This window comes from Actinoplanes sp. CA-131856 (assembly GCF_050956135.1).
GTDB lineage: Bacteria > Actinomycetota > Actinomycetes > Mycobacteriales > Micromonosporaceae > Actinoplanes.
The window spans coordinates 2,886,275-2,906,570 of sequence record NZ_CP191849.1; the positions used below are offsets into that span (position 1 = coordinate 2,886,275).

The window sequence follows — 20,296 nt, forward strand, 5'->3', positions numbered from 1 at the left end:
CTACAGCTGCCGGTCGCCCCGCAGATAGCGGGTGATCATGTCGACGAGTTCCGACTCGATGGTGTCGACGGTCATCGTCCGCGGGGCGGCCATCAGCCGGTGGATGTTGATCTCCACGGTGAAGGTGATCAGCTCGGCCGCCGCCTCCAGGTCGCTCACCTGGACGTCGGGGTGGCGGGCGAACAGATCGCGGATCTGGGCGACGCGGGAGCGGCCGTGGCGGTCGATGGTGTCCAGCAGCTCCTGCGACATGGGCGCCTCCTCGATCATGACGCGGAGCAGCTGCGGGTCGTCGCTGTGGTTGTCGATAGCATCGCGGACCAGTGCGCGCACCGTCTCCCGGAGGCTGCCGGGGGACAGGTCCAGCCGGTCGGCCTCGGTCCAGGTACCGCGGTCGATGTGACGTACGAGAAGGTCGGCCAGTATGGATTCTTTGTTGGGGAAGTACTGGTAGAGCGAGCCGATCGAGACGCGGGCGCGTTCGGCGATCCGGTTGGTGGTGCCGGCGGCGTAACCGTGCTCGGCGAAAACGTGAGCAGCGGCGGCCAGGATGCGCTCGCGGGTGAGCTCCGCCCGGACCTGACGAGGCTTGCGACGTGGTTGAACGCGGCGGTCGGCCGACGGCATCGGAGATCCTCCTGCGGGCGGGAAAAGCGAGTAGCCAAAGAGTTGAGCTATTGCTCAGAATATAGCTATGAGCTGGGAAAACAAGCTGGCAACGGTGGGCGAGGTCGAGGCCGTGGTCGGGCGGCCGGCGTCGGTGGTCACGCTCAAGCAGATCGGTGAGCTGGACGAGGGCTGCCGTGCCGTCCTCGCGCGGTGCCCGGTCGCGGCCTTCGGATATCGGAACGGCGACGGGGTCAGCCGGACCACCTTCATCGGCGGCGCGCCGGGGTTCGCGCGGGTCTATTCACCGAAGCGGCTGTCGTTTGACGTGGCCGAGGGTGAGGCGGCGGCCGGTCCGGTCTCGTTCTTCTTCCTGCTCCCGGGCGTCGGCGAGGTGCTGCGCGTCAACGGCACAGTGGCGGCGGTCAAGGGCACGCGGACGACGGTCGTCGTCGAGCAGGCGTACGTGCATTGCGCTCAGGCCGTTCTCCGGTCCCGGCTGTGGCAGCCGCCCACTCCGGCGGTAGCGGCGGCGGAGGTCCCAAAGGCGGGTCCGTTGAGCCGGCCGGGTGTCGCCGGTTTCCTGGCCGCGTCGCCGTTCCTCGCGTTGTCCTCGTGGGACGGTGAAGGGGGGAGCGACACGAGCCCGCGCGGGGACCGGCCGGCGGTGACGCGGATCCTGGACGGGCGCACGCTGGTCATGCCGGATCGCAACGGCAACAAGCGAGCGGACACGCTGCACAACCTGATGCGTGACGACCGCCTTTCGCTGGCCGCGCTCGTGCCTGGGCGCGAAGGTGTGCTGCACGTGCGCGGGCGCGGGGTGGTCACCGCCGATCCGGCGCTGCTGGAGACGCTGGCCCTGCGCGGCCGGGCGCCGCATCTGGCCCTGGTCGTCGACGTCGAGCACGCCGAGCTGACCGGCAACGGCGCCGTCACGGCATCACGGATGTGGAGTCCCGGCGCGCGCCTGGGCCCGGACTCGGCGCCGGACCTGCTGGCGATCGGCAGCCGGCATCTCGGGCGGTCGAACGCGCTGGTCAAGGGGGTCGCGGCCGTTCCTGGGGTGTCCCGGCTGATGAGGGCGGTGATGGACCGGGCCTATCGGTCCGGTCTGGGCAAGGAGGGGTACGACATGACGCCCGGCCCGCCAAGCCGGGAGCCGGGGTCACCGTGAAACGCACTTTCGTCCACGAAGGGCCGCCCGCTCTCGGACGTGACCTTGGACGTCTGACGGGCCCGTTCAGGGAAAGGCGTGCCGGCGGCCGCCGATCAGGGCGGCCGCCGCCACGATGAGCAGGGCCAGCGAGGCCCAGGTGATCGACGCCGTGCCCAGCCCGGCGATCAGCGCGCCGCCGGCGAGGCCACCCAGGGCGATCGACCCGGAGAAGACCGTGACGGTGATCGACTGGGCCACGTCCGAGGCCGGGCCCGACGCGGTGATCACGGCGCCGATGAACAGGCTGGGGGAGCTGCCGAAGGCCAGGCCCCAGGCCGCCGCGGCCGCGTAGACGAGCACCGGCGCGCCGGTGGACACGGCCAGCACGAGCACGCTCGCCGCGAGCAGCACCGTGCTGCCCACCGTCAGCCGGCGCGGGTGCCGGTCGATGTGCCGGCCGACGACCACGACGCTCAGCACCGAGGTGGCGCCGAAGGCGAACAGCACCCAGCCGGTGTGGCCGGCCGCGCTGGCGTACTCCAGATAGTCGGTGATGTAGGTGTAGAGGATGTTGTGGGCGATCATGTAGGCGGCCAGCGCCACCAGGATGATCCCGACGCCGGGCCGGGCCAGGGTGGTGCCGATCCGGTGGCTCCGGTCCGGTGGCAGGCCGGGCCGGTTCGGCAGCGTGGCCGCGATCCAGAGCATGGTGAGCACGGTCAGGGCGGCCGACAGGAGGAAGGCGAGCGGCCATCCGCCGAGACCGCCGATCCAGGTGCCGAGCGGGATGCCCAGGGCCAGCGCGACAGGGGTCCCGGCCAGGGCGATGGCGATGGCCCGGCCCTGACGGCCCTCCGGCGCCAGCCGGGCCGCGTAACCGCCGAGCAGCGGCCAGATCAGCGCGGTGCCGAGGCCGGCCACGACGCGGACCACCAGGGTCAGCGCGTAGGCGGTGGAGATCGCGGTGAGCACGTTGGTGACGGCGACGACGCCGAGGGCGACCTGGAGCACGGTCTTGCGCGGCCAGTTCGAGGTCAGCCGGGTCAGGGGAATGGCCGCGACCGCGGTGGCGGCGGCGTAGACGGTGACGGTCTGACCGGTGAGCGCGACGCTGGTGTCCAGGGACCGGGACATCTCCGGGAGCAGGCCGGCGGGAAGGCATTCGGTGAGGATGCCGGCGAAGCCGGCGAGGAACAGGCCGAGAAGGGCCTTGCCGGGCAGGCCGGTCGAGCGATTGGTGTCAACAAGCACCAGGCAACGCTGCGCCGGCGGGGCGTCGCTGCCCAGGCCTCCGCTTGACGTACGACGGCCGTGCGTACCACCGCCGGGGACACCTTGGCGGCGGCATACTGGGGCCCATGGCCACCCCGACCGCCGACATCGGCGAGTTCCTGCGGACGCGCCGGGCCCGGCTGAAACCGGCCGACCTGGGGCTCACCGACTACGGGCGCAGCCGCCGGGTGCCGGGGCTGCGGCGGGAGGAGCTGGCCCGGCTGGCCGGCGTCTCGGTGGCGTACTACACCCGCCTGGAGCAGGGGAACGGCGGCAACGTGTCGGCCGAGGTGCTGGACGCCATCGCCACCGCACTGCGGCTCACCGGCGCCGAGCGGGCCCACCTGCGCCACCTGGCCCGGCCGGGCGCGCGGCGGGGGCCGGTGGCCGAGCGTCAGGAGGTGCGGCCCGATCTGGTCCAGTTGTTGAGCGCGGTGGACGGCGTGGCGGCGTACATCTGGGGTCATCGCGGTGATGTGCTGGCCTGGAACCGTGCGGCTTCGGGCCTGTTCGGCGACTGGGCGGAGCGCGCGCCGCGGGACCGCAACTGGGCCCGGATCACCTTTCTCGATCCGGCGTCGCGGACGCGTTTCCTCGACTGGGAGGCGAAGGCCGCCGACGTGGTGGGGCAGCTGCGGTGGTACGCCGGGCGGCGACCGGACGACCCGCTGGCCGGCGAGCTGGTGGCCGAGCTGCTGGACGGCAGCGACGACTTCCGGCGCCTGTGGGCGGCGCACGACGTCAAGCGCAAGACGCACGGCGGCATGCGGATCCGCACCGAGGCGGCCGGCGAGCTGACCGTCCACTTCGAGTCGTTCGCGCTGCCCGGCGACGACGATCAGTCGCTGACGCTCTATCACGCCGAGCCCGGCTCGCCGTCCGAGGAGGCGCTCCGGATGCTGACCGCCGCCTATTCCCCGAATTCCGCTTAATCGACTCTTGCACTTCTTCAATCGATATAGAAGCATGTCTGTGTACTCGTTCACAGTCCATTGCCGTGGCGGCGGCTCGACTCGCGAATGGCCTTGTCGGAGGCCTGTTCGCATCCGTTCGGCGCGTACTCCCTGGTATTTATTCGCGCGCCGGAAAATTGCCCCCTCAGCAGACCAGGGACACATCAGTGAGGAATTCTCCCTACGGGGCGATGGCGTTCCGCCCGGACGCCGGCCGCCTCGCCATCAGCGCGCCCAGCGGCGAGCTGACGCTGTGGGACACCGCCGATCCCGCGCGACCCAAGGCGGCCGGGCGGCTCCGGCAGGGCCGGGGCATCGTCGCGGCCGCGTGGAACCCGGCGGTGACCGACATGCTCGCGACGACGTCGTCCGACGGCTCGGGGGCGGTGTGGTGGCTGCGCGACGACCGGCCGCCGGAACTGTTCGCCAGCTGGGCCGCCCTGCCGGAAAGACCCCGGCACGTCGGCTGGGTGGCCGGCGGCGCCTGGGTCTTCAGCATGACCGCCAACGGCGGCACCTCGGTGTGGGACGTCCGCAGCGGCGCCTGCGTCGGGCGGGTCAACGTGAGCGGCGGCCGGCGGGTGCTCGCCGCCCACTACCGCGGCGAGGAGGTCGTCGTCATCACCGACAGCGGGTGGGCGCGGCTCTGGCATCCCCGGCGGCAACCGGGGGAGTGGATCCGGCTCACGGCCCGTCCGGTCAGCGCCTGCACCTGGTCGACGTCGCTGCTGGTGCTGGCCGCCGCCGACGGGCGGCTCGACTGCTTCGACGCCGGCTTCCAGCAGGTGGACGCCGTGCCCGGGGCCCGCGAGCCGGCCCGAGCGCTGGCCTGCTCGGACGACGCCAGCCTGTTCGTCTCGTTCGGCGAGGACCGGGCCGTCGCGGTCGGCCGCGACGGCTCGGCCCGGTGGAAGATCCCCCTGGAGCCGGCCGTCAGCCGGTCGGTCCAGATCGCCGGCGACCTCATCGCGGTCAGCGGGCGGCCGCTGCGGCCGACCCTGCTGGCCCTGGCCACCGGCGAGGCGCACTAGGCAGGCGTTCAGGCCCGCCGGCGGCGCGGACGGCCAGGACTTCAGGCCCGCCGGCGGGCGCGGACGGCCAGGACTTCAGGCCCGCCGGCGGGCGCGGACGGCCAGGACGAGGCCGGCGATGGAGAGCAGGGCCGCGATCGTCTCGGCGACCGCCGAGCCGACCTTGCCGGGCTCGTTCCAGGTGTTCTCGTAGAGGTTGGGCACCGGCCCGAGGGCGCCCACGTTGACGTACGTGTAAAGCGTCACCGCGATCGCGGCGCTGCCCGCGACCACCAGCGACACGATCCAGGTGGTCACGCTCGGCCGGAGGAGCAGGGCCAGGGCGACCAGGATGGCGACGATGGCCTGGATCTCGAAGAGCGTGCCCTCGCTCATCACGGACGTACGGAACTGGTCGTACCGGCCGGCGTCGTGCAGGTGCACGAAGGCGTCGACACCGAGCAACGCGGCGGTCAGCACGCTGAGCACCCGTTGCGCCACTGAGACATCGCGCCAGGCCAAGTGTGAGTGCGCAGGCAGGACATGATCGGTCATGGGACCGGTTCCCTTCTTCAGGACTCTGTCACCGCCCACGCTCGTCCGCGCGCGCCGCGCCGGCATCACCGCCAGCCTGCAAACAGCGCTACCGGCCAGCCGGTATCACTTCGGATAGGGCGCGGCGAGGGTGAAGGGCGTCCGGGCCAGCTCCAGGAACGGCGCGGGAAAGCCGGTGCCCTCGGTGTAGTAGCGGGCCCGGGTACGGCCGACCGGGACCAGCAGGCCGGCGGCGGCCAGATCACGCAGGTCGCGCTGGGCCTGCTGAAGGGTGAGTCCCCCGGCCTGTTCGTATCGCGACCGGCGGACCCGCCCGCCGATCGCGACGTCGTGCAGCGCGGAGACGACCCGCTCGTCCAGCCCGGCCTTGCCCACGAAGTCGGCGAGCAGATCCCAGACGGCGGCGGATCGTTCGATCCGATGGTGGACCAGCTGTGCCTGCTGGTGGTAGGCGGTCAGATTGAACCGGATCCACCCGGAGACGTCCTGGTCGGGCCGATAAGTGGCGCCACGGCTCTGAAGCTCCTCGTAGTACTTCCATGTGTTGCCCGGCCGCCCGAGCCAGGCCTCGATGGAAGAGAATTCCGGTGCCAGTACGCCTTCGCGCGCGATCAGCAGGGTCTGCAGCGACCGGGCCATCCGGCCGTTGCCGTCCGCCCACGGATGGATCGACACCAGATGCAGGTGGGCCATGGCCGCCCGGATGAGCGGGTGCGTGCCGTCGTCCGCGTTGAGCCAGGAGACCAACTCCGCCATGAGCTCGGGAACGTCGGCCGCGGGCGGGGCGGTGTAGGCCGCGATGCTGGGATCGCTGGGATCGGTGACGTAGACCTGTCCCAGGCGCCATTGCCCGGCCCGCTTGTTGCGCGTGTGGCGGTGCCCTTGCAACATCCAGTGCAGCGCGTTCAGCAGATCCTTGCCGTATGCGAAGTCGGCGACGTCGTGCAGCGACTGCACGTAGGTCATCATCCGCTGGTAGGCGAGGGTCTCCTCGCGGTTCTCCTCGGAGACGTCGACATCGCGCTCGCCCGCCATCAGGTCCTGGACGTCTTGCGTACTGACGCGGAAGCCCTCGATCGAGTTCGAGGCGGCAATGGCGTCGGCCGTCAGGAACCTGCGCAGACCGGATGTCCACGGGCCGGGCCGTCCCTGTACCTGGTGCCGTAGGTTGCTCCGCATTCTCTCGATGTCGGCCAGTACTGCCTGGTCGGCCGAGGTCAAGGACGGCGTGGGGTAGAGCATGACCAGATAATAGGATGACGCAATTATTGCGTCAAAGTAGGGTGTCGGCCATGGATGAGGTCGAAGTCGTCATCGCCCATTCCGAGCGGGTGACCCTGCGCGTCGGCGCCACGTTTCTCAAGGTGGACGGCGATCAGGGGCGCATCGACGCCGAGGTCGAGGTGATGGCGCTCGCGCCGGTTCCGACGCCGGAGGTGTTGTGGCGCCGGCCGAATGTGCTCGCACTCGCCGCGGTCCGGGGGAGGACCCTGGGACGCCTCGGTGGACCGTCGGCCGGGTCGCCGGCGGCGTGGGCCGCGGTGGGGGCCGCCATCCGGAAGCTGCACGAGGCGCCGCTGCCGAGCCGGACCGGGCAGGCCGGGCGGAGCGTCGCCACGCTGACGGCGCTGCTCGAGGAGGAGTGCGGGCTTCTGGTGGCGAACGCTCTGCTGCCCGCCGACCTTGTCGCCCGCAACCGCGAGATCGCCGAGGCCGCTCTCAGGCCCTGGAGTCCGGCCTTCACGCACGGCGACCTGCATCTCGCGCATGTCTTTGTCGAAGGCGACGAGGTCACGGGGATCATCGACTGGTCCGAGGCGGGCCAGGGCGACGCTCTCTACGACCTCGCCACCTTCACTCTCGGAAACGAGGAGCGCCTCGCCGATGTCATCGCCGGCTACGGCGCCGATGTCGACCTCGACGTGGTCCGGGCCTGGTGGTCGTTGCGGAGCCTGCTCGCGGTGCGCTGGCTGGCCGAGCACGGCTTCGACCCGTTCGCGCCGGGCTGCGAGGTCGACGTGCTGAGATCCAGGATGTAGCGCCGGGTGTCACTCGGCCCGGAGGGGCTTCGCCTGGATCTGGTCGGCCGGTGCGGTCGGTGCGAGCTCGGCCCGCAACGGCTTGGCGTTCAGCGCGGCCGCGGCGGCGCCGATGGCGCCGGCGGTCAGCGCCAGGGCGCCGGCCACGGCACATGCGCTGAGGGCGCGATGGAAGGTGCGTTTTCTCATGGCAGTCCCCCGTTCGATCGGACGTGCCGGGGACCTTAGCGCCGGAAGCGCTTGATCGGGGGTCACTGTCCTCGATCTGTCGCCGGGAAGCGGAGGGCGCGGGCGGCGCCGTGCATGTCGTGGGGGAGGTCGGCGTACGCCCATTGGTGCGACCGGGTGTGCAGGCAGGCGGCCTCGACGTCGCCCGACTCGAGGACGGCCAGCAGCTCGGCGTGCTCGTCGGCCACGTGGTGCAGGTCGGGGTTGGTCACGACCAGGGTGATGGCGGTGCGGGCCTCGATCTGCAGGCCCTCCCAGGCTCGCTCGAGCAGGAAGTTGCTGCTGGCCAGGACGACCCGGCGGTGGAAGCGGGCGCTGGCCTGGCCGATGCCGCGGACGTCGGCCTCGGTGGCGCGGCGGTACATCTCGTCGACGTCGCCGCGCATGTCCTCCAAGGGCAGCTTCCCGTTCAGCATGGCCAGCCGGGTGGCTGCCTCCTCCAGGGCGGCGCGGACGACGTACGCCTCCCGGATGGTCTGCTCGACGAAGGGGAGCACATGCCGGCCGCGCCGGGGCCGGCTCTCGACCAATCCCAGGCCCTCGAGCTCGCGCAGGGCCTCGCGCACCGGGGCCTGGCTGGTGCCGAAGTCGGCCGCGATCTTGGTCTCGATCAGGCGCTCACCGCTCTTGATCTTGCCGGACACGATCAGCTCGACCAGGCCGTCCCGGATGCCCTCGCTCAACGTCGGCCTCGACGGCAACTCGCCCTCCTCAAGGTCACGCGTCTCTTGACCAGCATAGTAAGTCATCGTTACGTTGGATTATCGATATCGATAAAAGGATCTCGCATGTTGACTGAGGTTCATGTCCCCGAGGACGTGCCCGCGGCTGTGGGTCTGGTCGCGGCGGGCGCGACGATCATCGGCGGCGGCACGAGCTTGATGCCGCGGCTCAACGACTACGCATCACCACCGACCGAGCTGGTGAGCCTGCGCCGCGCGGGCCTGACCGGTGTCCACGTCGACGGCGGCACGGTGACCATCGGCGCGATGACGACCCTGTCGCAGATCGAGCACGATCCGCGGCTCGCGATCCTCAACCCGGTCGTGCGCTCGATCGCCTCGGTGCCGGTGCGCACGCTGGCCACGGTCGGCGGCAACCTGTTCGCCCGCCAGCCGCACGGCGATCTCGCTGTGGCTCTGGTCGCCCTGGGCGCCCATGCCACGCTGGCCGCTCGCGCGGCGCCGTCCGAGGGAGCTCTGGCCGCCGGGGCCGCGCTGTCTGTGGAGGAGCTCGTCGCCGGGGCTCCGCCGGACGGGGGAGCGGGCACCCTCGTCACCGCCGTCACGTTCGATCTGCCCGGGGACGGCGCCTTCAAGTACCTCAAGGCGGCCCGCCGCCGCTACAACTCGGCGTCGCTGGTGACCGTCGCGGCGACGATCGATGAAGCAGCCGGCCTGGTGCGGATCGCGCTCGGTGGCGTCGGTGACCGTGTGGTCCGGGCCCACGCCGCCGAAGCGGCCCTGCGAGGCCGGCCGCTGACCGAGGAGACGGTGCACGCCGCCGCCGAGGCCGAACTAGCCCATCTCACGCCGGCCGACGACGCGTACGCCTCGGCCTGGTATCGCAAGCGTGTCTTCCCTGTCCATCTGCGGCGAGCTCTGCTCGGCCGCTGAGGAGAACGAGGCAGCCGGTGAAGATCGTCAATCTCAAGGTCAACGGTGTCGGCAAGGCCTTCATGGCCAGGCCCGAGACGACGCTGCTGCTGGCGCTGCGCGAGCAACTCGGGCTGACCGGCGCCAAGCGCGGCTGCGCCCAGGGCGCGTGCGGCTCGTGCACGGTCCTGCTCGACGGCGAGCCCGTCGTGTCCTGCCTGGTGCCCGCGGTGACCGTGGACGGGGCCGACGTGGCCACGGTCGAAGGTCTGGCCGACGGCCCCAAGCTCAGCCATGTCCAGCAGGCTTTTCTCGACGGGTTCGCGACCCAGTGCGGGTTCTGCACCCCTGGCATGATCATGTCGGCCGAGGCGCTGCTCGACCGGAACCCGAACCCGACGCGGGACGAGGTGGCCGAGGCGATCAGCGGGAACGTGTGCCGGTGCACCGGCTACGAGCCGATCATCAGCGCCGTCCTCGACGCGGCTGAGCGGGCGAGGCTCTGATGCCGCGCGTCAACCCGATCGACACCGACTACTTCAAGGACGAGCGCCCGGACGCCGGCTTCAAGGTCATCGGCAAGACGGTGCAGCGCTCCGACGCGCTCGGGCACGTCACCGGGCGTACCGAATTCTTCGAGGACCGGACCTTCCCCGACCTCGCCCATGTCAAGATCCACCGCTCGGCGCACCACCACGCGCTGATCGACAGCGTCGACATCTCCGAGGCGCTCCAGGTGCCCGGCGTGTTGCGGGTCATCACGCACGCCGACGTGCCCTCGAACTGGTACGTCGTGCTGCGGCTGATCGGCATCGAGCCCAACGACGAGCCGGTCCTGGCCGAGGACCGGGTCCTCTACAAGGGCGAGCCGATCGTGGCCGTGGTGGCCGACTCCGAGGCGGCCGCGCTCGAGGGCGCCCGCCGGGTGAAGGTGACCTACACCGAACTGCCGGCCGTCCTCGACGTCGAGGAGGCCCTCGCGGAGGGCGCGCCGGTCATCAAGCAGGCGGGCACGAACTATTTCGTGTACGAGGGGCATCACGCGCGCCGGCTGCGCTTCGGCGACGTCGAGCAGGGCTTCGCCCAGGCCGATCACGTCTTCGAATGGCGGTACAGTTCGGCGCCGATCGAGCACGCGCCGACCGAGACCACCGGCTGCATCGTCGTGCCGCAGAGCAGCGGGCGGCTGCTCATTCACAGCAACACCCAGGCCGCGTTCTTCACCCTCGACAACACCGCGCTCATTCTCGACCGGCCGTTCACCGATCTGCAGGTCAAGGGTGGCACCGTCGGCGGCGGATTCGGCGGCAAGGTCGACGTCATGGTGGAACCGCTGGCCTGCATCGCGGCCACGCTCACCAATCGGCCGGTCAAATTCGTCTACACGCGCGAGGAGGAGATGCAGGTCTCGTCGCCGCGGGCGGCCGAGCGCATCTACATCAAGGACGGCGTCATGAACGACGGCCGCATCGTCGCGCGCAAGGTGATGCTGTACGTCGACGCCGGCGCCTATTCACGCCATTCGCCGTACGGAACCACCAAGGCGTGCGCCCACCTGCCGGGCCCGTACACGATTCCGAACGTCTACGCCGACTGCCACTGCGTCTACACCAATCGCACGCCGTCGAGCGCGATGCGCGGCTTCGGCGTCACCATCGCCGATTTCGCGCTCGAGTCGCAGATGGACCGGCTGGCCCGGGCCCTCGACATCGATCCGCTGCAATTCCGGCTCATCAACGCCTATCGCGACGGCGACATGAAGGCGCATCGCAAGGTGGCCGAGGGCACCGCCCTCATCGAGGTCATTCAGCGGGCGGCGGCGCTGGTCGGTCACGAGCTTCCCGACGAGTTCCGGGCCCTGTCCTCCTCAACCCCGAGAGGAGCAGATCAATGACGCTTCGGTACGGACGTGGGTACGCCTCCGTCAATTACCCCACCGGTATGAACCTCGGCGGCGACCCGTCCCAGGCGCTGATTCACGCGACCACCATGGGCGGATTCGTGGTGAGCCTGTCCTCGGTCGACCTCGGGCAGGGACTCAAGACCGTGGTGGCCCAGTGCGCGGCCGAGACGCTCGGCATGCCGATGGAGAACATCATCATCGACACCGCCGACACCGACACCGGCCCGCACTGCATGGGCACCTTCGCCAGCCGTGGCACCCACCGGGTCGGCAACGCGGTCATCATGGCCGCCCGCGAGGCCCGCGACGTGATGTTGCAGGTGGCGGGGGACGAGCTCGAGGTCGACGCGGGCGACCTGGAGACCGACGGCACCGGCTTCGTCCGGCTCAAGGGCAGCCCCGAGACGAAGATCCACATCTCGGACGTGGCGCTGGCCGCCCACTTCAAGCAGGGCCGGACGATCTCCGGGCGGGGCATCTTCCTCAAGGAACGCAACTATCCGGTGCCGGAGACCGGCGAGATGGACCCGGACTCGTGCCAGGCCCACGCGTGCAGTGTGGCCGAGGTCGAGGTGGACGACGAGACCGGTGTGGTCACCGTGCTGAGCCTGCACAACGCGTACGAGATCGGCCGTGCCCTCAACCCGGCAATGGCCACCCAGCAGGTCGAGGGCGGCGCGTGGATGGGCGTATCGCACGCCATCTTCGAGTCGACCGAGCCCTATTACCCGGCGTCGCGCGACCACGGCCCGGTCGACTTCACCGAATATCTGATGCCCGGTCCGGGTGAGATTCCGGTGCAGACCAGCGTCATCCTGGAACGGCCGGCCTCGAACGGCCCGTTCGGCGCGAAGGGCATCGGCGAAATGACGGCCAACGCCCCGATCCCGGCCATCGCGAACGCCATTTTCGACGCCTGCGGGGTACGGCTGACCACGATGCCGTTCACACCGGAGTCGATCCTGCGCGGGCTCGACGCGCTGCGCGCATGACGCCGGACCGGGACGCCCTCAGCCGGCAACTGGAGGAGCGTAGATATTTCGCGGACGAGGGGCTGCTCACCGCCGTACGGCTGGCCATCGGCCTGGGAAAGCCTTTGCTTCTGGAAGGGGAGCCGGGGGTCGGAAAGACGCAGATCTCGCACGTGCTGGCCGGTGCGCTGGGGCGTGAGCTGATCCGGTTGCAGTGTTACGAGGGCATCGACGTGTCGCAGGTGCTCTACGAATGGGACTATCCGAAACAGCTCCTGAGCCTGCGCGCGGCCGAGGTCCAGGGCACACCGGTGGCCGATCTGTACGGCAGTGAGTTCCTTCTCGAACGGCCCCTTCTGCGGGCGCTGCGCAGTCGTACGGGCGCCGTGCTCCTCATCGACGAGATCGACCGGGCCGACAGCGAGTTCGAGGCCTTCCTGCTGGAGTTCCTCGACGGCTTCCAGATCACCATTCCGGAGATCGGAACCGTCACCGCCGCCGTGCCGCCGCTGGTCGTGCTCACCTCCAATCGCACCCGCGAATTGCACGACGCCCTCAAAAGGCGCTGCCTCTATCACTGGATCCCCTTTCCGGACCCGGAACGTGAGCGCACGATCGTCGAGGCGCAGGCGCCCGGGCTCAGCGCGCGGGCGGCGGCGCGGCTGGTCCACTCGGTCAACGTCATCCGGTCGCTGGGCCCGCTGAAGCGGCCCGGCATCGCCGAATCGATCGCGTGGGCGCAGGGATCGCTGGCGCTGACGGCCGAGGGCGCGTCGCCGGTCGAGGCCCTGCGCGCGTCGCTCGGGCTGGTGCTGAAGAACGAGGAGGACGTCGCCCTCATCACGGCGCACGCGGGCGAGGTCTTCACCGATGACGCCCGCTGACGTCCTGTTCGCCTTCATCCGCGAGCTGCGGGCGCGAGGGCTCGCCGCCCCGGTCGACAAGCAGCGGGACTTCCTCGCCGCCGTGGAGCTCATGCCGTCGCAGTTCTACTGGGCCGGCGCCACGACGCTCGTGACGTCCGAGGCCGAGCTGCGCATCTACAACGAGGTGTTCTCCTCCTCGAAGTTGATCATGGCGGCCGTCCCGGACGCCGGCGAGGAGCCGACCGGCGTTCCCGGCTCCCACGAGGCCGGCGACCTCGTCCTCGAACAGGGCGGCAGCGAGGGGCTCGCGGCCGGCCGGATCAGTCCCGAATCGACAGTCCGCTTCCCGGCCACGTCACCGCGCGCTTTCGATGTCCTCCACGAGATCCGGCGCTCGCTGCCCCGGGCCGTGCCCACCACGCGATCGCGGCGGAGCCGGCCCGGCGGACGTCGCCAGCGCGTCGACCTGCGCTCCACTTATCACGACTCGCGGCACACCTACGGCGAAGTCATGCGGCTCCACTGGCGGCACCGGCCACCCCAGGAACGCCGGGTGCTGCTGCTGGTCGACGTGTCCGGATCGATGAAGCAGTACAGCGCCGACTATCTGCGCTTCGCGCACACGGTCGTCGCCACCTGCGCCCGCGCCGAGGTCTTCACCTTCGGCACCCGGCTCACCCGGGTCACCTCGGCCCTGCGGGTCCCGTCGCTGGACGCCGCGCTCGGCGCGCTGGCCGAGGTCGTCCTCGACGCCGAGGGCGGCACCCAGATCGGCGAAAGCCTGCGGACGTTCCTCGGCAACGCGCACTACGTGACCATGGCCCGGGGCGCGCTCGTGCTCGTCCTCTCCGACGGGCTCGAACGGGGCGACTGCGCGGCCATGATCGAGGCCACCGGCCGCCTGTCCCGGCTCGCCCACCGGTTGAGCTGGTGGTCGCCGCTGGCCTGCGACCCCGCCTATCGGCCGCTGACCCGGGCCATGGCCGCGGTCCGGGCCGACCTCGACTCGCTGACCGGGGTCCGGGACCTCGGGACCGCGCTCACCGCCGTACGAGAAGGGTTTGCCCATGTACACGGGTGACATCGTCGACTCACACCACCACGTCTGGCGCCAGGCCGACATGCCGTGGCTCTCGGGACCGATGGTCCCGAGGATCTTCGGACCGTACGAGCCGATCCGGCGCGACTATCTCATCGAGGAGTACCGCAACGACGCGATCTCGGCCGGCATCGGCGCGTCGGTCTACGTCCAGCCGAACTGGCCGATGGACAAGGTGGTCGACGAGATCCACTGGATCGCCGGCGTGCACGCGCGATCCGGCTGGCCGATGGCCGTCGTCGGCTGCGCCGACCTGTTCGCCGAGGACGCGGTGGAGGTCATGCGTACGCAGCAGGCGATCAGCCCGCTCGTCGTCGGCACCCGCCTCCAGTTGCACTGGCACGAGCGCACCGAGTTCCGCTTCGCGTCCGCCCCCGACCGGATGAAGGACCCGGTGTTCCGCTCGAACATCGCGGCGCTGAAGGATCTCGGCTGGCTGTTCGAGCTCCAGGTCTTCCCGGGCCAGATGCACGACGCGGCGGCCCTGGTCGCCGACCACCCCGAGGTGACCTTCGTGCTGGCGCACGCGGGGATGCTCACCGACCACACCGACCCGGCGGTCGTCGCCGCATGGCGTGCCGGTCTGCGCGAGCTGGCCGCGCTGCCGAACGTCGTGGTCAAGCTGACCGGTCAGGGCACCTTCGTCCACCGCGTCGACCCGTCGCTGCTCCGGCTCGTCACCGACGAGGTGCTCTCGCTCTTCGGGTCGGAGCGCGCGATGTTCGGCACGAATCTGCCCGTCGAAACCCTCTGGACCACCGCCGCCGCGCTGACCGGCGCGTGGAAGCAAGCCCTGGAACATCGCACCGACGACGAGCAGGCGGACGTCTTCTCCCGTACGGCCCGCCGGGTCTACGGCCTCCCCGAAAGGAAAGAACCATGAGCCACTTCATTCTGACGTACGGCTACAACGACACCCCGGCGCGCGCTTCCCGCCGCCCGGAACACCTGGAACACCTGGCCAAGCTCCAGGCTTCGGGCTCGCTTCTGCTGGCCGGGCCGCTGGCCGACCTCAGCGGCGGCATCATCGTGCTGGTCGCCGACGACCTGGAGGCCGCGCGGGCGCTGGTCGAGCAGGACCCGTACACCCAGCACGGGGTGACCAAGGACCGCGAGCTGAAGGAATGGAAGATCACGGTCGGCCTGCCCTGACAGATCACACCTCATTTGCAACCGAAGTGCTCAGGTCCCGGCACCCCCGGCCGATCCAGGGGCCATGATCGCTTCGGCTTCCACCCTTGAGCTGCCCGCCGTCGGCACGTCGATGTTCCTCGCCCTGGGCGAGGGCGCGAACGTCCGCTCCCGCCTGGTCGCGGCCGACGGCGACACTTTCACGGTCACGGCCCCGCTCGAGGTGGCGGGCCAGGCCGAGGAGTTCGACGTCTTCTGGGCGTCACCGAGCACCCGCATCGTGCTGCCGAGCCGCCTGGTGGCGGTCTCGGGCGAGGCCCCGTACTGCTGGACCCTGGCCCCGACGGGCCCGGCACGCCACAGCAACCGCCGCGAGTACGTCCGGGGAGGCGGCGGCGCGGCGGTCCGCCTGACCACCGACGAGCACGAGATGCAGGCCGCCCTGCTGGACATCAGCGAGGGCGGCCTGCGCTGCTGGATCGACGAGCCGGCCCCGTTGACCCCGGGCGACCACCTGCGCGCGGCCATGAACCTGCCGGGAGCGAACCGGTTGGCCCTGGACGGCACGATCCTGACGGTCCGCCAGGCCCCGCACGGCGACCCGGGCCAGCACATCGTCCTGACGTTCACCACGGAGGAGCAGGCCGCCCAGACGATCCGCTCCTACGTCATGACGTGGGAAATCAACGAACGCCGCCGCCAGACGACGGCCGACTTTGCGTAGCACCTTGTAGCACACATCGCTAAGCTGTTCTCATGGCCGATGCGATGCGTCACGAGATCACTCAGCGGGAGCTTCGTAACGACTCCGGCGCCATCATGCGGGGGGTCGAGCGAGGCGAGTCCTACACGATCACGCGGAACGGGACCCCGATCGGTCGCCTGATCCCGCTCCGGCGTCGCACTTATGTGTCCCGCGAGCAGGTGATGGCAACCTTCGCCACCGCCGCCGTCGTCGATCCCGACCGGCTGCGCGCCGACCTCGACGCCGCCGTGGAACAGGACCCGTTCGACCGTGAGTGGTGATGTCACGCGCGGCCTGATCGACACGAACATCGTTGTCCATCTGGCCGCGCTCGAAGCCGCCGTGCTGCCCGGTGAGATGGTCGTCTCCGCGGTCACCCTTGCCGAGTTGTCGGCTGGTCCACATCACACGGATGATCCTGTCGAGAGGGCCAGGCGGACCAGCGTCCTTCAGCATACGGAGGCGACCTTCGACCCGCTGCCCTTCGACGCCGAGGCGGCTCGGACCTACGGCCTGGTGTGTGCGGCCGTCCTGGCGACCGGGCGGACGCCCCGGCGGCGCGTCGCGGACCTGATGATCGCCTCCATCGCCGCGGCCAACCGGCTTCCGCTCTACACCACCCACCCCGCCGGCTTCGTCGGGCTCGACCGGCTGGTCACGGTGGTGGCCGTGCCACGGCCGGCCGGTCGATGAGTTCACCCGCCAGGCGCACGTCTGACACAGATCGGGTCGGTTGATCGGATTTCGGTGTCGTTCGACGAGCCCTCTGTGGAGGCTGCTCAGAGGATGGGTGGTGGTCGGCGGCGGTGTGATAGTGGCCATCGTGAATCACTTGTTCGGGCGGATCGCCGTCCTGGCGGCTGTCGTCACGCTGGGAGCTTCGACGTCGGCTTGCATGTCCGCGGACGGGAACGGCACTGTCGACGCCGCCCTGCAGAGCTCGTTCGCCCCGGTGGTGATCAAGGTACTCAAGCAGCGGGCCGCGAAGATCAGCGGCCCGGCCGGCATCGCGGCGTGGGTCGGGTTGTACGAGATCGAACAGCTCCGGAAGGAAAGCCTGAGGAAGGCGAACTCCACCTTCCTGGTGGTGAAGCAGCAGCTCGACGGCCGGCCGAAGGCCTCCGTCTTCCGGTTCGCGTCGGGGCACAAGGTGCGCGTCGCCATGAACGGCAAGTTCGAACAGGTCATCGACAAGAACGTCGTGACTCTGACCGCCGACCCGGCCGTGGACTCCACGATAGTGGTCACCGACGCGACGACAGGTGACACTGTCGAGCGGACCGGTTCGTTCAACCTGAGCCTGACCCAGGCGAAGGCCTACACCGGCATCGACTTCGACTCCGGAACCCAGCTGCGCGGCGACGACGGCAGCATGGACTACAGCTACTACAAGATGAAGTTCACCAACGGCGCTCGACTGCACAAATGGGACGGGGAGGCCGACCCCACCCTGGCCGACTGCTCGTCCATCCCCCAAGGCGAGTGGTCCGACTCCAGCATGTTCCTCGGCCTCGGCCACACCGAGTTCTGCATCGTCACCAGCGACGCCCGCTTCGGCTTCCTGCACCTGCCCAGCAACATCGTCGACAGCACCACGTACACGATCTGGCCGCCGCTGAAATAAGCACAGCGGCGATCGGCTACGGCGTCGTCGACCAGAGCGCGTCGAGCGGAAGCACCCACGTGCCGTCGTCGAATGGGAACGTCAACGCGCCGGTGTAGAGCACCATGGCGATGGCGAGGCGGTCGCCCAGGCGGGCGCGCAGCGCTGGCCGCCGCAGCACGACAGGCATTCCGCCGGAGGTGATGCGGCGGGCGTACTCGGCGCGCGTCGTCGTGGACGGCGCCGGGCTGAGGGGCATCTCGGCGCCGTCGAGCAGCCGGAGGATCAGAGATTGCCCGGTCGCCCCGTCGATCTCGGCCTGGGTCAGGGGCAGCACCTCGAGGATGTCGACCCGGCCGGTCAACGCCTGTCCCGCCTCGGGCAGCGTCGTGTATCGCGTCGAGCCGGCCAGGACGAACCGTCCCGGACTGAGGTCCCGGTTCAGCTCGGCCTTGATCGCACTGAGCAGATCCGGAGCATGCTGATACTCATCGATCAGGACCGGGCCGGGGCCACTGACGAACCGCCCGGGATCGGCAGGCGAAATTTTCCGTATCTTGCAGGGGTTGGATTCCGCATCTTGCGGGTGGGGCCTAGGGATTTCTCGGGCGCGGTGGGGCCGTGGGGCGGCTGACCCTCGAAAGGACATTCGTCCAGTTCGAAGGAGCAGCTATGTCTTTTCCCGAGGGATCTCTCCTCATCGGTGACGGGCCCGAGGTCTACTACGTTCAGAACGGCGGCCGGCGCTGGGTGCCCGACCCGCTCACCCTGCAAGCCGTCGATCCGCGGAGCTGGGGGGCGGTGCAGCGAGTACCGCAGTCCGACCTTCTCGTTCTGCCGGCCGGGGTGCCGTTGCCCGCCCTGAACGACGGCAGCCTCTCCATCTGCCCGGGTGGGCCCGCCTATTTCGCCCGGGGTGGGCAGTTCCATCTCGTGCCGGACGCCGAGACCCTGGCCACTCTGCCCCGCGACCGGGTCGCCTCCACGCTGGCCGACGACTTCGTGCTGCTCAAGGGCGCCGTCGGCGATCCGCTGCCCAGCGTCACCGACACCAGCGCCAACGCCGCCGCCATCGACGCCTACATCCGTACGCTGGCTCCGCTTCCCTACGAGCCCGATTCGGACACCGCCGGGCCCATCGTCAAGCGGCCCGGCGTCACCGAGGTCGACGGGGTCGACGTCGAGGTCACCGAGCAGCGGGTACGGATGAGCCGCCAGGTGTCCGACTTCGTGGAGATCAGCCCCATCTCCGATGTCATGTACGCCGGGTCGGCCGTCGCCGGTGTCTCGGTGCCGGGTGGGGCTCTGGCCCCGATCGCGCTGACCCGCGGGCCGGGGCAGATCACCGTCACCACCGATCTCACGCTTCCCGCCGTGCGGTCGCAGTCGAAGCGGCTGGAGCGGCCCGACCTGCCCAGCTACGTCGACGCGCTCAACGAGCTTCTCGACGAGCTGCGGCCGACCGACAGCGCGGCCGCCATGTCGTACCGGCTGGAGAAGATCAACACCCTGGAGCAGGGGATGGTCAGTTTCGGGCTGAACCTGAAGGGCTCGGGCTGGAACGTCGACGCCAAGGCCTCCCTGAACGGCAACCTCACCCGCAGCACCGTGTTCGGCATGTTCTCGCAGGCCTACTACCAGGTGGCGTTCACCCCGGAGGGCTCGCCGCCGCAGTTCTTCGCCGACGATGTCACCCTCGACGAGGTCAAGACGTACGCCGGTCCGAACAACCCGCCGTGCTATCTGTCCTCGGTCACCTATGGGCGGATGGTGCTCCTGCTGGTCGACGGCGAGGCCAGCAGCCTGGAGATCAAGGCCGCTCTGTCCGGGGCCTGGACGGCCGCCGTCAGCGGGTCGGCCAGCCTGTCCGCCGAGTACAAGAACACACTGTCCCGCAGCTCGGTCCGGGCCGTGGTGGTCGGCGGGTCGTCCGGTGCGGCCGGCGACATCATCGAGAACCCGGCCGAGAACCTGCTCGGGTGGGTCAGGAAGCAGCTCAGGATCACGGCCGATCTGCCGGTCACGCCGATCCAGTACACGGTGCGCTACATGGCCGCGCCGCACCACCTGGTGAAGGTCAGCCGCACCACCGACCCCGTGCGCATCGTCGACGCCAACGTCTACGGCGGGCGCGAGGCCGTGTGGGCGGGCTCGGTGGGCGAGGGGCCGGGACGCGGTCCGGTCGGCACCGGGCTCCGGATGAACCGCGGCGACGACGTCACGGTCACGGCCACCGGCTCGATCTGGGCCGGCTGGCTCTTCATCGGGCGCAACGGCCCCGAGGGCCTCGACGGGCCGCCCAAGCCCTGGTACCCGCTGCCCGACGGCGACGGTGTCCGCGGCTCGATGCTGATCGGCGGCTTCGACAACACCAACTGGTTCCCGGTCGGCGGCGGCCGCCGGTTCACCGTGCCGGCCGACCGGGAGGACGGCGAGCTCTGGTTCCGGCTCAACGACGACAACATGACGAACGGCAACGGCCAGTTCGACATCTCGGTCAGCCTGCGCCGCCGGATGCCCGTCATCAACGCCGCGAGCTGAAACCTCAAGTCCGGTGCACG

General features: G+C 70.1%; 24 protein-coding genes and 1 pseudogene. 17 read left to right on the plus strand and 8 right to left on the minus strand.

Going from position 1 to position 20,296, the window contains the following annotated elements; genetic code table 11:
- The gene (locus ACQP2X_RS13735; protein ID WP_498696922.1) at positions 1–627 is read right to left on the minus strand and encodes a TetR/AcrR family transcriptional regulator; all 627 of its coding nucleotides are present in this window, start codon (positions 625–627) and stop codon (positions 1–3) included.
- A 67-nt stretch (positions 628–694) separates the two neighbouring features.
- Here ACQP2X_RS13735 and ACQP2X_RS13740 point away from each other — a divergent pair, with 67 nt between their 5' ends.
- Entirely contained in the window at positions 695–1,783 is a 1,089-nt protein-coding gene (locus ACQP2X_RS13740; RefSeq protein WP_498696924.1) for a pyridoxamine 5'-phosphate oxidase family protein, read from the plus strand.
- A 66-nt stretch (positions 1,784–1,849) separates the two neighbouring features.
- Here ACQP2X_RS13740 and ACQP2X_RS13745 read toward each other — a convergent pair whose 3' ends face one another.
- Positions 1,850–3,016, minus strand: coding sequence for an MFS transporter (locus ACQP2X_RS13745; protein ID WP_498696925.1), 1,167 nt, complete (start codon positions 3,014–3,016; stop codon positions 1,850–1,852).
- Between the two features lie 107 nt (positions 3,017–3,123).
- On the opposite strand from ACQP2X_RS13745, the gene ACQP2X_RS13750 reads away from it, so the two are divergent.
- Together ACQP2X_RS13750 and ACQP2X_RS13755 are read left to right on the plus strand one after the other, a co-directional pair.
- Positions 3,124–3,969, plus strand: coding sequence for a helix-turn-helix domain-containing protein (locus tag ACQP2X_RS13750; RefSeq protein WP_498696926.1), 846 nt, complete (start codon positions 3,124–3,126; stop codon positions 3,967–3,969).
- A 188-nt stretch (positions 3,970–4,157) separates the two neighbouring features.
- Complete coding sequence (locus tag ACQP2X_RS13755; RefSeq protein WP_498696927.1) at positions 4,158–5,021, plus strand: WD40 repeat domain-containing protein; 864 nt, start codon at positions 4,158–4,160, stop codon at positions 5,019–5,021.
- Positions 5,022–5,096: 75 nt separating this feature from the next.
- On the opposite strand, the gene ACQP2X_RS13760 is transcribed toward ACQP2X_RS13755, so the two are convergent.
- Both ACQP2X_RS13760 and ACQP2X_RS13765 read right to left on the minus strand, forming a co-directional pair.
- Positions 5,097–5,501 carry a hypothetical protein gene (locus tag ACQP2X_RS13760; RefSeq protein WP_498696929.1) on the minus strand — a complete coding sequence of 135 codons (405 nt, stop codon included), beginning with the start codon at positions 5,499–5,501 and terminating at the stop codon, positions 5,097–5,099.
- Positions 5,502–5,660: 159 nt separating this feature from the next.
- On the minus strand, positions 5,661–6,797 hold the full coding sequence (locus ACQP2X_RS13765; RefSeq protein WP_498696931.1) for a Fic family protein: 1,137 nt from the start codon (positions 6,795–6,797) through the stop codon (positions 5,661–5,663).
- Between the two features lie 50 nt (positions 6,798–6,847).
- Between ACQP2X_RS13765 and ACQP2X_RS13770 the strand changes: the two genes are divergently transcribed.
- Positions 6,848–7,594 carry a phosphotransferase family protein gene (locus ACQP2X_RS13770; RefSeq protein ID WP_498696933.1) on the plus strand — a complete coding sequence of 249 codons (747 nt, stop codon included), beginning with the start codon at positions 6,848–6,850 and terminating at the stop codon, positions 7,592–7,594.
- Between the two features lie 9 nt (positions 7,595–7,603).
- On the opposite strand, the gene ACQP2X_RS13775 is transcribed toward ACQP2X_RS13770, so the two are convergent.
- Together ACQP2X_RS13775 and ACQP2X_RS13780 are read right to left on the minus strand one after the other, a co-directional pair.
- Positions 7,604–7,783: a hypothetical protein gene (locus ACQP2X_RS13775; protein ID WP_498696935.1), complete on the minus strand. Its 180-nt coding sequence runs from the start codon at positions 7,781–7,783 to the stop codon at positions 7,604–7,606.
- Positions 7,784–7,845: 62 nt separating this feature from the next.
- Positions 7,846–8,523 carry a GntR family transcriptional regulator gene (locus ACQP2X_RS13780; RefSeq protein ID WP_498696937.1) on the minus strand — a complete coding sequence of 226 codons (678 nt, stop codon included), beginning with the start codon at positions 8,521–8,523 and terminating at the stop codon, positions 7,846–7,848.
- Positions 8,524–8,610: 87 nt separating this feature from the next.
- Here ACQP2X_RS13780 and ACQP2X_RS13785 point away from each other — a divergent pair, with 87 nt between their 5' ends.
- The 12 genes from ACQP2X_RS13785 (at position 8,611) to ACQP2X_RS13840 (ending at position 17,756) form a co-directional block, all read left to right on the plus strand.
- Positions 8,611–9,438 (plus strand): FAD binding domain-containing protein, encoded by an 828-nt coding sequence (locus ACQP2X_RS13785; protein ID WP_498696939.1) that lies wholly within the window; start codon positions 8,611–8,613, stop codon positions 9,436–9,438.
- A gap of 17 nt (positions 9,439–9,455) precedes the next feature.
- A complete protein-coding gene (locus tag ACQP2X_RS13790) occupies positions 9,456–9,923 on the plus strand; it encodes a (2Fe-2S)-binding protein (RefSeq protein WP_498696940.1) in 468 nt (155 codons plus the stop codon).
- Positions 9,923–11,311 (plus strand): xanthine dehydrogenase family protein molybdopterin-binding subunit, encoded by a 1,389-nt coding sequence (locus ACQP2X_RS13795; protein WP_498696941.1) that lies wholly within the window; start codon positions 9,923–9,925, stop codon positions 11,309–11,311. Before ACQP2X_RS13790 ends, ACQP2X_RS13795 begins: the two co-directional genes overlap by 1 nt.
- A complete protein-coding gene (locus ACQP2X_RS13800) occupies positions 11,308–12,312 on the plus strand; it encodes a xanthine dehydrogenase family protein molybdopterin-binding subunit (RefSeq protein ID WP_498696942.1) in 1,005 nt (334 codons plus the stop codon). Before ACQP2X_RS13795 ends, ACQP2X_RS13800 begins: the two co-directional genes overlap by 4 nt.
- Positions 12,309–13,175 (plus strand): AAA family ATPase, encoded by an 867-nt coding sequence (locus tag ACQP2X_RS13805; RefSeq protein WP_498696943.1) that lies wholly within the window; start codon positions 12,309–12,311, stop codon positions 13,173–13,175. The genes ACQP2X_RS13800 and ACQP2X_RS13805 overlap by 4 nt, the downstream gene beginning before the upstream one ends.
- Entirely contained in the window at positions 13,162–14,238 is a 1,077-nt protein-coding gene (locus ACQP2X_RS13810) for a vWA domain-containing protein (protein WP_498696944.1), read from the plus strand. Before ACQP2X_RS13805 ends, ACQP2X_RS13810 begins: the two co-directional genes overlap by 14 nt.
- Positions 14,225–15,139 carry an amidohydrolase family protein gene (locus ACQP2X_RS13815; RefSeq protein WP_498696946.1) on the plus strand — a complete coding sequence of 305 codons (915 nt, stop codon included), beginning with the start codon at positions 14,225–14,227 and terminating at the stop codon, positions 15,137–15,139. The genes ACQP2X_RS13810 and ACQP2X_RS13815 overlap by 14 nt, the downstream gene beginning before the upstream one ends.
- On the plus strand, positions 15,136–15,408 hold the full coding sequence (locus tag ACQP2X_RS13820) for a YciI family protein (RefSeq protein WP_498696948.1): 273 nt from the start codon (positions 15,136–15,138) through the stop codon (positions 15,406–15,408). The genes ACQP2X_RS13815 and ACQP2X_RS13820 overlap by 4 nt, the downstream gene beginning before the upstream one ends.
- Before the next feature lie 64 nt (positions 15,409–15,472).
- Positions 15,473–16,111, plus strand: a complete 639-nt coding sequence (locus ACQP2X_RS13825) for a PilZ domain-containing protein (protein WP_498696950.1) — start codon at positions 15,473–15,475, stop codon at positions 16,109–16,111.
- A 32-nt stretch (positions 16,112–16,143) separates the two neighbouring features.
- Entirely contained in the window at positions 16,144–16,413 is a 270-nt protein-coding gene (locus ACQP2X_RS13830; protein ID WP_498696952.1) for a type II toxin-antitoxin system Phd/YefM family antitoxin, read from the plus strand.
- Positions 16,403–16,825 carry a type II toxin-antitoxin system VapC family toxin gene (locus ACQP2X_RS13835; RefSeq protein WP_498696955.1) on the plus strand — a complete coding sequence of 141 codons (423 nt, stop codon included), beginning with the start codon at positions 16,403–16,405 and terminating at the stop codon, positions 16,823–16,825. The genes ACQP2X_RS13830 and ACQP2X_RS13835 overlap by 11 nt, the downstream gene beginning before the upstream one ends.
- A 130-nt stretch (positions 16,826–16,955) precedes the next feature.
- A complete protein-coding gene (locus ACQP2X_RS13840; protein WP_498696956.1) occupies positions 16,956–17,756 on the plus strand; it encodes a hypothetical protein in 801 nt (266 codons plus the stop codon).
- A 16-nt stretch (positions 17,757–17,772) separates the two neighbouring features.
- Here the strand turns inward: ACQP2X_RS13840 and ACQP2X_RS13845 are convergent, their stop codons facing one another.
- The gene (locus tag ACQP2X_RS13845) at positions 17,773–18,099 is read right to left on the minus strand and encodes a hypothetical protein (protein ID WP_498701377.1); all 327 of its coding nucleotides are present in this window, start codon (positions 18,097–18,099) and stop codon (positions 17,773–17,775) included.
- A 6-nt stretch (positions 18,100–18,105) separates the two neighbouring features.
- Positions 18,106–18,384 (minus strand): annotated as a pseudogene (locus tag ACQP2X_RS13850) (hypothetical protein); the annotation flags it as partial.
- 23 nt (positions 18,385–18,407) lie between these two features.
- On the opposite strand from ACQP2X_RS13850, the gene ACQP2X_RS13855 reads away from it, so the two are divergent.
- Positions 18,408–20,276, plus strand: a complete 1,869-nt coding sequence (locus ACQP2X_RS13855) for a thiol-activated cytolysin family protein (protein ID WP_498696957.1) — start codon at positions 18,408–18,410, stop codon at positions 20,274–20,276.
- The last annotated feature ends 20 nt before the right edge of the window (positions 20,277–20,296 follow it).